This is a genomic window from Brucella anthropi, from assembly GCF_046630315.1.
Taxonomy (GTDB): domain Bacteria; phylum Pseudomonadota; class Alphaproteobacteria; order Rhizobiales; family Rhizobiaceae; genus Brucella; species Brucella anthropi_A.
This window is the reverse complement of sequence record NZ_LQBD01000033.1, coordinates 1-11,232: the sequence shown is the minus strand read 5'-3', so window position 1 is coordinate 11,232 and position 11,232 is coordinate 1. Positions and strand designations below refer to the sequence as shown.

Here is an 11,232-nt window from a genome sequence, read left to right as displayed (position 1 = left end):
TGCCTCCTTATGCTAATGCGGTAAGCGCTGCCTCCGCCTCGCCGATGGCGTCCGGCGTTCCAACGGTCAGCCAGTGCCCGGTCATTGGCATACCATAAAGGCGGCCCGCTGCAATTGCCTCATCGAAATAGCGGTTGAGCGAGGCCACACCCGGCTCCGCGCCTTCGAAAATACGGGGATGGATGATCCCCGCTCCCGCATAGATCACCGGCTTGCCGGAAACATCGCGTGCACGACGCAGATATCCCTTCTCATCGGCAACAAAATCGCCCTGGCCCTCATAGCCTGTTTCCTGATCGAGACGCGCCGTCATCAGGAGAATATCCATCCGTTCGGCATCCCAGGCCTTGGCGAGCGCCGACAGATTGGGAGATTTCTCGTCGCCCACCCAGAACGTGTCGGCATTCAGAATGAAAAACGGTTCGGTTCCAAGTATCGGCAGCGCCTTCACAATACCGCCAGCGGAATCGAGCAGCATGTCGCGTTCGTCCGAAACTACGATCTTCAGATCGTTGCGATCACGAAGATGCGCTTCCAGTTGGTCGGCTAAATAGTGCACATTGACAATTGCCGTACCGATGCCTGCCTGCGCTGCCGCATCAAGCCCCCAGTCGATCAAGGGCTTGCCCGCCACCTTGACCAGCGGTTTTGGTATGGTTTCGGTGATGGGGCGCATGCGCTTGCCAAGACCGGCAGCAAGAACCATTACCAGTTCAGGCATTTTCATTGCGCGGCCTCTTCCTGCTGCATCAACCCCAATTGCTCAAACCATGCCGCCACAGGCGCCATGACGGGGTGTTTCAGTACACGCCCGAGATAGTCGTGAATGCGCGGCAGATGTTTAAGATAATCCGGCTTACCATCGCGCTCATCGAGCCGGACGAAAAGGCCAAGCAGCTTGGCATTGCGCTGTGCCCCCATCGCGGCATAGGCCTTGCGGAACAAAGCCTCATCGAATGCGTGTCCGAGTGCACGGCGCTCATCGCAATAGGCAGCAACCACAGCCTGTTCCAGTTCCGGCGAAATCGTCACACGCGCATCGAGAGCCAACGAGGCCACGTCATAGGCCGCCGGTCCAATCATCGCATCCTGAAAATCGATGACGCCGATCTTGTCCTTGCCTTCCGCCTCCGGGAACCAGAACAGGTTCGGCGAATGATAGTCGCGCAAGAGCAGGCTCTTTTCGACATCGGCAATATCGGCTATCACCTTGTCCCACGCGGCTTCATAAGCTTGTTTTTCCGCGTCCGTGAGCTGCCTTCCCATCATGCGCGGCGCGTACCACTGGCCGACAAGGCTCACCTCGATCATCATCGCATCGCGGTCAAAACCGGCAATGATGTGGTAGGGGTGCCCCGCCACCGGCACATGATCAGGCCAGGCAACACCATGCAGATGCGCCAGAAAGCGCCCGGCGGCTTCATAACGTTCCGCGACAGGTTCACCCGAGACCGCCCGCACGCCCTCGGTTCCGAGATTTTCAAGGATGAGAAAACCGGCATCGAGATCAGCCGCACGCATTTGCGGCACACGGAAGCCCTGCCCCGCAAGAAGCCCATCCATGGCGGCAAAGGCAAAAATGTTTTCTGCCAGATGCGCAATCTGCCGATAGGATTTTCCGTCTCGCAGCGGCGGATCATAGGGCATCTGCGGCGCATTCATCAGAATTTCGACGCCGCGTGCAGCCGTGCAGATCGTCTCGTATTTGCGTGGGGAAGCATCGCCCTGCAAATAGCGGCGCGTTGCATCGGCGCGGTCGTGACTATCCAGAAAAGCGCGGATTGCCAGACTGCGCTCCAGCCGCTGGATCGCGGCCGCAGGCCCGGACACGGCAATACGCCGCCCTGCCCCTTCATGGCTCAGTGTGACGGCAAAGGACGGTTCGGGCATAAAGCCTTCGCCCTGCTCCGGCCATTCGGCCAGAACCACGCCATCTTCCAGAAACTCCGGCAGCCCCAGCTCATCCAGTTCTTCGCCGTGTGAAATACGGTAAAGATCGGCATGGGCCACAGGAATGCGCAAGGCTTCATAGCTCTGCACCAGCGTGAAAGTCGGGCTTGGAACGTCCAGTCCCCCATCATCGGCGATGGCCCGGATAATCGCGCGGGCAAGCGAGGATTTTCCCGCCCCCAGATCACCGGAAAGCGTAACAAGATCGCCCCTCTGCAAGGCGAGGGCGAAATCCTCACCGAAACGCTGCGTCGCGGCTTCGTCGGGCAGGAAATAGCTGGTGCTGGATTGTGAGGCGCTCATGCGCACCCTTTACCTTATTCGGCGGCGATGCGGAAGCTGCGCGTTTCCGAAGGAAAGCGGCAGATAACCGTGGTTCCACGGCCCGAACCCGTGTCGATATCGACCGACCCGCCATGCAGTTCAACAAAGCTCTTGACGATGGCAAGTCCAAGTCCGGCACCGCGGCGGCGACCGCCATTCGGATAGGATTGGAAACGCTTGAAAACCGTATCGAGCACTTCACCGGGCATGCCTGGACCATCATCGTGGACGCTAAAGACCACTTCCGATCCCTCACGCGCCACCTGCAGCTGGATGCTGGAGCCTTCCGGCGCATAATTGGTGGCATTGGACAAAAGATTGAAAAGCACCTGACGGACGCGGTTCGCATCGGCCTTGAACACATCCACGTCGTCGGCAATGTCGATATCGAGCCCGATATCGTGATCATGCAGGCGCTCGCCGACACGGGAGGCGGCAGCAGAAATCGCTTCCACGACGGAAACGTCGCCAACCTCCAGTTCCATGATGCCGGCATCGACAGTCGCTAGATCGAGAATGTCGTTGACGATGGTCAGGAGAACCGATGACGACGTGCTAATATGGTCGAGATATTCGATCTGGCGCTCGTTGAGCGATCCGAAAGCCGGGGTCTGCAACAGTTCGGTAAAGCCGATGATGTTGGTCAGCGGCGAACGCAGTTCGTAGGAAACGTGCTGGACGAAATCGTTCTTGATCTGGTCGGCCAGTTCCAGCGCCTCGTTCTTTTCCTTCAGCGCCCGCTCGACGCGCACCGTATCGGTCACGTCGATGAAGGTCAGCATGGTCTGCCCCTTCGGCAGCGGCACCACGGCGAAGGAAAGAATGGTGCCGTCATCCAGCTCCACCTGTCCCATGCGCCCGTCGCGCTTGTCGAGGAAGCCGGTGACGGTGGAGACGAAATCATCCCACAAGCCATTGCCGCCGCGCTCGCTGCATATCCTGGCAATCGACGAGATATGCGTGCCTTCGACGATCAGCGGCATCGGCAGCGCCCAGAGATCGGCAAAAGACGGGTTGGAGAGCCGGATGCGGCCATCGGAGCCAAACACCGCCACGGCTTCCGCCAGATGGTCGAGTGTTTCCCCCTGTACCTTGATAAGCGTATTGTAACGGCCTTCGAGTTCGAACTTTTCCGTCATGTTCTCGAAGAACCAGGTCACGCCGCCTTGCGGATGCGGATTGGCGACGACGCGCATCGTGCGTGTATCCGGCAGATGCCACATATGCTCCTGCGGCTCGACAGCGCGATAGGCGGAAAGCACCGAATCCTTCCATTTGCGCCATTCCGGCTGTTCGGGCAGTTTGCCTTCCGAACGCAGGCGGTCAAGGATCAGCGTGTTGCTCGGCTGCGATTCCAGCCAGGCTGTATCCAGCGACCACAATTTCGCGAAAGCCTGATTGAAGAATTGCAACTTCATCTCGGGATCGAAGATCGCCACTGCGGTCGAAAGCTGGTCCAGCGTTTCGGCATGGCTTTTCATGGTTCGGTTCAATTCCTCGCGGACGGACTGAACTTCGGTCAGGTCGAAGCCGAGGCCGATGGAACCCGCCTCCCCGCTCACATCCGTCACGTTGAAAAGGCGGCGATCACCATGCACCACAGCCGTCAATTGTTCCTGCAGGACAGGCTCGGCAAAGCGGTCGCGCTCCAGACGCTGGCGTGCCTGAGCACCGAACAACTCGCGCCCTTCGGATATGACCTGGCTTGCATCGGCCATATCGACAGCCTGTGCATAGGCGGCATTCACCCATTCGACGCGGCCACCGGCATCGCGTGTCCAGACCGGCTGGTCGATCCGGTCGAAGAGACGGCGGAAAAGCTCGATACGTTCGGAAAATTCCCGATTTTGCGCCTGAAGGGCCGCACGTTCCGCCTGCACGCCTTGCAGGCTCAAGAAACGCGCCACAGCAAAGCCGCCCGATGTGCGTCCGCGCACGTCAAGCAGGGTGCCGTTGACGGTTTCGACCGTGAGATCGAAAGACCGCGCCTGTTCGCGCAGCATTCCAATAGCGCGCTCAAGTGCCGTCACCGATTGCGGGCGCAGCCAGCGGCCAAAGGCCAGAAATGCCGAACGATCCTGCGGCGCCGCACTTTCATCCGGCAGCAGGCCGACGACCTCGGCGCGCGTGCTGTGGCCATCCCAGACCACAATGCGCTGATCCTTGAGGTTGAGCAGGGCTTCATTGCGCTGGGCAACAAGAGTGAGATCGGCGAATTTCGAACGCAGTTCCTTGTTTTCCGCCGCAACACGCGACCGTTCGCGGATCAGCCATCCGGCGGAAAGAAGGGCAGCGCCCATAACCCCGAGAAACATGGAAAACTGGATGATCTCAAAGGCGCCGACGCTGCCGCCGCCAAAGGGCAGGGTGATCCGCGCCGATTCCGTACCCTGCGCAAAAGCAGGCACGGCGGTGAGAAGCGTTGCAAGGGAAACGGAAGCCTTCATCAGGGCATTTTTCGGCGCAAGCCATGCAAACGGCCTTGCAACATGGGCGGCAGGACGCCATTGCCTGGCAGTCACGATTGCGGAAACATTCCGCAAAATCCCCGTTGCGCCGAACTCTGGCATGTCGTCCTTTTCTCCGCCACCCGGCCATGAAAACCGCCCAAAGGCAGACTGGCCGTATTAAAACACTTCAATACACATCAAAACCTGACCATGTGCAGCCGCCACAGTGCACGATGGTCATCGCGTTCTCAGGTATTCAGGGGATGAATTGTCCTCTCGCATTCCGCCAAAAACGGCAGAAAACGCGCAACGCAAACACCCGCTCAAACACCTTGATTCGCCTACACAATACCCTTCCGGCGAATCCACGTGAAGCATCTTGCACGCAAAAAGAAAGACCGGGCAGTTTGTCAACCACCCGGTCTCAACATGTAGTGCAATACTTAATGTATGGTTAATACCTGTAGTGTTCCGACTTGAACGGCCCCTGTGGAGTGACGCCGATATAGGCGGCCTGTTCCTCGGAAAGCACAGTCAGTTTGGCGCCGAGCTTGTCGAGATGCAGGCGCGCGACCTTCTCGTCGAGATGTTTCGGCAGCACATAGACTTCATTCTTGTAGGCGTCTGTGCGGGTAAACAGCTCGATCTGGCCCAGAACCTGATTGGTGAACGAAGCCGACATGACGAAGCTTGGATGACCCGTTGCATTGCCCAGATTGAGCAGTCGGCCTTCGGAAAGCAGGATGATGCGCTTGCCATCGGGGAATTCGATCAGGTCGACCTGCGGCTTCACATTGGTCCATTTCAGGTTGCGAAGTGCAGCCACCTGAATTTCATTGTCGAAGTGGCCGATATTGCCGACGATCGCCATATCCTTGAACTTGCGCATATGGTCGATGGTGATCACGTCCTTGTTGCCGGTCGTGGTCACAATGATGTCGGCGGTGGAAGCGGCATCATCCAGCGTCACGACCTCGAAACCGTCCATTGCGGCCTGAAGCGCGCAAATCGGATCAACTTCCGTCACCTTCACGCGGGCACCGGCACCGGCGAGCGACTGGGCGGAGCCTTTGCCGACATCGCCATAGCCGCACACGACCGCAACCTTGCCTGCCATCATGACGTCGGTGCCGCGACGAATGCCGTCGACGAGCGATTCCTTACAGCCATACTTGTTGTCGAACTTCGACTTGGTGACGCTGTCATTGACGTTGATGGCGGGGAAGGGCAGGAGGCCCTTCTTCTGCAACTGGTAAAGACGGTTGACGCCGGTGGTGGTTTCCTCCGTCACGCCCTTGATGGCGTCGCGCTGGCGCGTGAAGAAGCCCGGCGTTGCAGCCATGCGCTTCTTGATCTGCGCGAAGAGCACTTCCTCTTCTTCCGAGCCGGGGTTCGACAGAACGTCCTCGCCCGCTTCGGCGCGCGCGCCGATGAGGATATACATGGTCGCGTCGCCGCCATCGTCGAGGATCATGTTGGACGGTTCACCGTCCGGCCACTGGAAGATCTTGTCGGTATAGGTCCAGTATTCCTCAAGCGTTTCGCCCTTGATGGCGAAAACCGGCGTGCCGGTTGCGGCAATCGCGGCGGCGGCATGATCCTGCGTCGAGAAAATATTGCAGGAGGCCCAGCGGACCTGTGCGCCCAGCGCCTGCAAGGTTTCGATCAGAACGGCGGTCTGGATCGTCATATGCAGCGAGCCGGAAATGCGCGCGCCCTTCAAAGGCTGCGACTTGCCGAATTCCTCGCGGGCAGCCATCAGGCCCGGCATTTCGGTTTCTGCGATATCGAGTTCCTTGCGGCCCCAATCGGCCAGGCTAAGATCCTTGACGACAAAATCTTGGCTTGCGGTCATCGCGTGCTCCAATAAAAGGCAGTTCCAGCTCGATAAAGATGTAATCAGCCACCGGAATTGCATTCCAATGTGGGGCAGCTTTCCATGCAGGAAAGCGCTCCGGCTGCCGCCTTGACTAGCAGATTGCGGCCAGAAGCACAACGCAATATAAAGAAATCTTTATACGTGCATATCAAGCAGGTTTATCGAAAGCGCCACCGGATCGTCGGGTTTATCTGCCGCAGCGGTTCCGTGCTTCAGCATTCTTCGCCAAACTTGTCGGCGATGAGCGTCTGGAGCGCGTCGAGCACCGCATCAGCCTCTTCGCCGGAAGCGCTCACATCGATGGAGCAGCCGGGTGAGGCGGCAAGCATCATCAGGCCCATGATCGATGTGCCGCCAACCGTCATGCCATCCTTGCTGACGCGCACATGCGCATTGTAGCCGTCGACCAGCTGCACGAACTTGGCCGAAGCGCGGGCATGAAGACCGCGCTTGTTGACAATCTCGAAGGATCGGGAAATTGCAGTTTCGGGTTCGTATTCGCCGGTGACGGGCACGCTGGAATGCATGAATTATTTTCCTGTCAGCACCTGGCTCGCAACATTGATATATTTGCGCCCCGCATCCTGCGCCTCACGCAGGGCTGTCTTGATATCGCCGCCGATGCGGACGCTCGACAGCTTGATAAGCATCGGCAGATTGACACCGGCGATGACTTCAACCTTGCCTTCCTCCATGACGGAAATGGCAAGATTGGACGGTGTACCACCAAACATATCTGTCAGAATGATGACCCCGCGGCCATTATCGGCGCGCTCTACCGCGTCAACGATATCCCGCCGACGCTGTTCCATATCGTCTTCGGCACCGATGCAAACGGTTTCGAAATTGTCCTGCGGCCCGACTACATGCTCGACAGCATGTAAAAACTCTTCGGCCAATCTTCCGTGCGTAACAAGCACGAGTCCGATCATACTATAAAAGCTCCCGTCGCGTGCCCGCCGCATCACCCCGCAGAGTGGCAGATGGCACTGAAACCACGCCGGAAAAGCGCCGGCGAGTTGTGCATCTTGGCAGCGCAAATCTTGATAGCAAGTGAAAAATTTCCACGCTGCCATGAAAAAAGCAAAATGCCGCAGTGTTGTGAAAAGTTAATCGATTCGTAACAGAGCCCGTTTCAGCCCTCATCCGACGGCCATTTGTCGTAGAACAAGGTGGCCTCGATGGCCCGCGAAAGCGCGTTGGAATCGCCATTCGCAGACAAAGCCGGCAAAAGAAGACGGGGGAGGGCAATGCCTTCAAACTCCCAGGTTTCACCACCCGGATAACGTTCCGCCTTGTCACGATCCACAAGCTGGACAACGAGATAGAGCGGTGCGGCTTCCACAAAAGCGACCTTGAAAAGCCCCGCGCCGCGAATCTCCACACCGCCTGCAAGCGCTGCCGGAACACTGGCAATCAACCGGCCGCTCTCCACGTGAAGCAATGTGCGGTCGTCCGCGACCAGTGAAGCAGCCTCACCGCGAAGGATGGCCCTTTCCACCAGCGTCAGCGCAAGTTCGGTCTTGCCCGCCCCGGAACGGCCCATAATCATGACGCCGCGCCCCCGGACCTGAAGCGTCGATGCGTGAAACCCGCTTTTTTTCTCCTCCGGGGTCATGCGCTTGCCGGCAGGTCGACGATGAAGCGCGCGCCCTTGAACTGATCGGGTTTTGCCGGATCGACAATATTTTCCGCCGTCAGCGTGCCGCCATGAGCCTCGATGATCTGGCGGCTGATCGAAAGACCGAGGCCGGAATTCTGACCGAATGCCTCCGAGGCCGGACGATCCGTATAGAAGCGCTCGAAGATGCGCTCGATATTCTCAATCGGAATACCCGGACCATTATCCTCGACAAGCACGCGCAGGCGGCTGCCTTCGCCACTCAGCGTCACCACGATGCGTCCGGTATCGTCAGGCACGAAAGAACGCGCATTTTCGATGAGGTTGCTCACCACCTGACCGAGCCGCAGATCGTGGCCGGCGACATAAAAACCCTTTTTTCCGGCGGGAAGCTTGCCGGTATTGAAGACAATTTCGGTGCCGACCTTGTTGCGGCGCACTTCACGCGCCGCCGTCACGAGATTGGTCAGAAGCGTCTTCATGTCCACGCGGTCGATATGTTCGCGCGCCAGTTCCGCATCCAGACGCGAGGCGTCGGAAATATCGGTAATCAGACGGTCGAGACGGCGAACATCGTGCTGGATGATGTCGAGAAGCCGTTTGCGCGATTCCTCGGTCTTGGCGAGCGGCAATGTTTCGACGGCGCTGCGCAGCGAGGTGAGGGGGTTCTTTAACTCGTGACTGACATCGGCGGCAAAGCTTTCGATGGCCTCGATGCGGGCATAGAGTGAATCCGTCATCTCGCGGATAGATGTGGAAAGATGGCCGACTTCATCCTGACGGTCGGAGAAATCGGGAATTTCCACACGGCTTTTCACACCATGGCGAACACGGTCGGCAGCGGCGGAAAGCTTGCGCAACGGGCTTGCAATCGTCGATGCGAGGAAAAGCGACAGGATGACCATGACCAGCGACACGACGCCGAACACGCGGAAGACCGCCATGCGCTCGGCCTGCACGATCTTGTCGATATCGTCGCCTTCGGTGGAAAGCAGAAGCACGCCCAATATTGCGCGCGAACGCTGGATCGGGACGGCGACCGAGACGACCAACTCGCCCTTTTCGTTGCGCCGCTGCGCCGTTTGCGGCGAACCGGCCAGCGCCTTGACGATTTCGGGAAAAGCGAGGCCGTTGCCGCCCGGCTGTTCCTGATAGACCGGTAATCCTCCGCCGTAGAACAGGTGCGAAATCCATGTTCCGGCCCGTTCCCAGATGGTTGGCGTCTCTTCCTCGATCGGCGGCAGGTCATAGCGCAGCACCGGCCCAGCCGAAGGAAAGCTTGGCGAATAGAGCGCGCGTGAATCGAGCAGCATATTGGCATAGCGATCATAGATGCGCGCCCGCGTGCTGGTCGGTGAAATCAACCGGCGCAACAGGGGAGAAACCTTTTCCGGATTGATCGGAAATTCCCAATTGTCGGGCGAATCCGGCGATGGCGTCAGGCTTTGGCCGGCCTGAAGTTCCAGAAGCTTTTCCGGATCGATCATCAAGGAATTGGTATCGACGGTCGCCGACGCAGAAATCGCGCCCGCTATGATCTTGCCCTGGGTGAGCAGGCTTTCGATCTTCGCATCGATCAGCCCCTCGCGGAACTGATTCATGTAAAGAATGCCGGAAACCAGAACGGCCAGCGCCGCCAGATTGAGAAACAGGATGCGGCGCGTCAGGCTCGAAAACAGATACTGGCCGAGAAACTTGCGCAAGGGCGCAAAAAAGCGCCGCCAGAACACCGAGCGCTGCCGCCGGGCCCTGCGTTCGCGCAAATCCGATTTCTGGCCGACAAGGCCATCGTTCCGGGTTTCTGCGACCATGCCGCTCTGTCTGCTCTCATCAAACTATCGCCAGGCCTCACGGACTGGCGATATGTCATTATCTATCAGGCCTCGCGGAAGCGATAGCCGACGCCATAGAGCGTTTCGATCATTTCGAAATCGTCGTCAACCGCCTTGAACTTCTTGCGCAGGCGTTTGATATGGCTGTCGATGGTACGGTCATCCACATAGACCTGCTCATCATAGGCCGCATCCATGAGGGCGTCACGGCTTTTCACCACACCCGGACGCTGCGCCAGCGAATGAAGGATCAGGAATTCGGTGACTGTGAGCGTCACCGGTTCGCCCTTCCAGGTGCAGGTGTGGCGCTCCTGATCCATGACCAGCTGGCCGCGTTCGAGCGATTTTGCCTGCTGTCCGGTCGGCTTGGCCGTGCCGTCGCGCGCAGCAACCCGGCGAAGCACCGCCTTGACGCGCTCGACCAGAAGACGCTGCGAGAACGGCTTGGTGATGAAATCATCCGCGCCCATCTTGAGCCCGAAAAGCTCGTCGATCTCGTCGTCCTTGGAGGTGAGAAAGATGACGGGGAGGTCGGATTTCTGGCGCAGACGGCGCAGAAGCTCCATGCCATCCATGCGCGGCATCTTGATATCGAAGATCGCAAGATTGGGCGGACGCGCCATCAGACCATCCAGCGCGGATGCGCCATCGGTATAGGTTTCCACCCGATAGCCTTCCGATTCCAGCGCAATGGACACGGAGGTCAGGATGTTGCGGTCGTCGTCGACCAGCGCAATTGTCTGCGTTGCCGAGGCTTCCTTCATGCGAACCTTTCTCCTTCAACTGAGCCAGCCGGGATGTCCGGCCGGTGATGTCGTTCAGCCGCCACGAGACTGGCAGGCTGTCAATCGAGCGCCTGATGACACATCGATACTATTATAATGTGTCTGCTTGTGCAGTACAAATTAGGTACAAAATGTGGCGGCGCCAGAAGAAGGCGTGAAACACCCTTCACCGAATCGTGCCTTGGTTAATACCGGGGTCGGCGCCCGCCCAACCGCCAATCCCCGAATCTCACAGGTCATAACGCACAGATTAAATGATTCAAACAACTTTCAAACATTTTAAATCGAGTAAATATTTGAAATGGCACAATCAATCTGTTTCGTACTGCCATCCTCTGTTTCCCGATCACACGTTAACCCCGAAACCGCAGCTCCAAATTCGAAACCCACA

At 58.3% G+C, this 11,232-nt stretch carries 9 protein-coding genes; all 9 read right to left on the bottom strand.

Annotation, left to right across the window (positions count from 1 at the left end; all coding sequences use genetic code 11):
- Window positions 1–7: 7 nt before the first annotated feature.
- Complete coding sequence (locus AVM02_RS13785) at window positions 8–727, bottom strand: nucleotidyltransferase family protein (protein ID WP_411507495.1); 720 nt, start codon at window positions 725–727, stop codon at window positions 8–10.
- Window positions 724–2,253: a tRNA (adenosine(37)-N6)-threonylcarbamoyltransferase complex ATPase subunit type 1 TsaE gene (gene tsaE, locus AVM02_RS13780; protein ID WP_411507494.1), complete on the bottom strand. Its 1,530-nt coding sequence runs from the start codon at window positions 2,251–2,253 to the stop codon at window positions 724–726. Before tsaE ends, AVM02_RS13785 begins: the two co-directional genes overlap by 4 nt.
- A 14-nt stretch (window positions 2,254–2,267) precedes the next feature.
- Window positions 2,268–4,721, bottom strand: a complete 2,454-nt coding sequence (locus AVM02_RS13775) for a PAS-domain containing protein (RefSeq protein ID WP_411507680.1) — start codon at window positions 4,719–4,721, stop codon at window positions 2,268–2,270.
- A gap of 457 nt (window positions 4,722–5,178) precedes the next feature.
- Window positions 5,179–6,579: an adenosylhomocysteinase gene (gene ahcY / locus AVM02_RS13770; protein ID WP_140020553.1), complete on the bottom strand. Its 1,401-nt coding sequence runs from the start codon at window positions 6,577–6,579 to the stop codon at window positions 5,179–5,181.
- A gap of 236 nt (window positions 6,580–6,815) precedes the next feature.
- The gene (locus AVM02_RS13765; protein WP_411507493.1) at window positions 6,816–7,130 is read right to left on the bottom strand and encodes an HPr family phosphocarrier protein; all 315 of its coding nucleotides are present in this window, start codon (window positions 7,128–7,130) and stop codon (window positions 6,816–6,818) included.
- A 3-nt stretch (window positions 7,131–7,133) separates the two neighbouring features.
- The gene (locus tag AVM02_RS13760; protein WP_411507492.1) at window positions 7,134–7,535 is read right to left on the bottom strand and encodes a PTS sugar transporter subunit IIA; all 402 of its coding nucleotides are present in this window, start codon (window positions 7,533–7,535) and stop codon (window positions 7,134–7,136) included.
- A gap of 203 nt (window positions 7,536–7,738) precedes the next feature.
- A complete protein-coding gene (locus AVM02_RS13755) occupies window positions 7,739–8,221 on the bottom strand; it encodes an HPr kinase/phosphorylase (protein WP_411507491.1) in 483 nt (160 codons plus the stop codon).
- The gene (locus AVM02_RS13750; protein ID WP_411507490.1) at window positions 8,218–10,035 is read right to left on the bottom strand and encodes a stimulus-sensing domain-containing protein; all 1,818 of its coding nucleotides are present in this window, start codon (window positions 10,033–10,035) and stop codon (window positions 8,218–8,220) included. Before AVM02_RS13750 ends, AVM02_RS13755 begins: the two co-directional genes overlap by 4 nt.
- A gap of 65 nt (window positions 10,036–10,100) precedes the next feature.
- Window positions 10,101–10,820 carry a response regulator transcription factor gene (locus tag AVM02_RS13745; protein ID WP_006468074.1) on the bottom strand — a complete coding sequence of 240 codons (720 nt, stop codon included), beginning with the start codon at window positions 10,818–10,820 and terminating at the stop codon, window positions 10,101–10,103.
- Between the last annotated feature and the right edge of the window lie 412 nt (window positions 10,821–11,232).

What these genes read in the sequence shown, in the direction of transcription:
- ahcY (WP_140020553.1), bottom strand. Translation starts at nt 6,579, where the DNA reads ATGACCGCAAGCCAAGATTTTGTCGTCAAGGATCTTAGCCTGGCCGAT.
- AVM02_RS13785 (WP_411507495.1), bottom strand. Translation starts at nt 727, where the DNA reads ATGAAAATGCCTGAACTGGTAATGGTTCTTGCTGCCGGTCTTGGCAAG.
- AVM02_RS13755 (WP_411507491.1), bottom strand. Translation starts at nt 8,221, where the DNA reads ATGACCCCGGAGGAGAAAAAAAGCGGGTTTCACGCATCGACGCTTCAG.
- AVM02_RS13750 (WP_411507490.1), bottom strand. Translation starts at nt 10,035, where the DNA reads ATGGTCGCAGAAACCCGGAACGATGGCCTTGTCGGCCAGAAATCGGAT.
- tsaE (WP_411507494.1), bottom strand. Translation starts at nt 2,253, where the DNA reads ATGAGCGCCTCACAATCCAGCACCAGCTATTTCCTGCCCGACGAAGCC.
- AVM02_RS13760 (WP_411507492.1), bottom strand. Translation starts at nt 7,535, where the DNA reads ATGATCGGACTCGTGCTTGTTACGCACGGAAGATTGGCCGAAGAGTTT.
- AVM02_RS13775 (WP_411507680.1), bottom strand. Translation starts at nt 4,721, where the DNA reads ATGAAGGCTTCCGTTTCCCTTGCAACGCTTCTCACCGCCGTGCCTGCT.
- AVM02_RS13765 (WP_411507493.1), bottom strand. Translation starts at nt 7,130, where the DNA reads ATGCATTCCAGCGTGCCCGTCACCGGCGAATACGAACCCGAAACTGCA.
- AVM02_RS13745 (WP_006468074.1), bottom strand. Translation starts at nt 10,820, where the DNA reads ATGAAGGAAGCCTCGGCAACGCAGACAATTGCGCTGGTCGACGACGAC.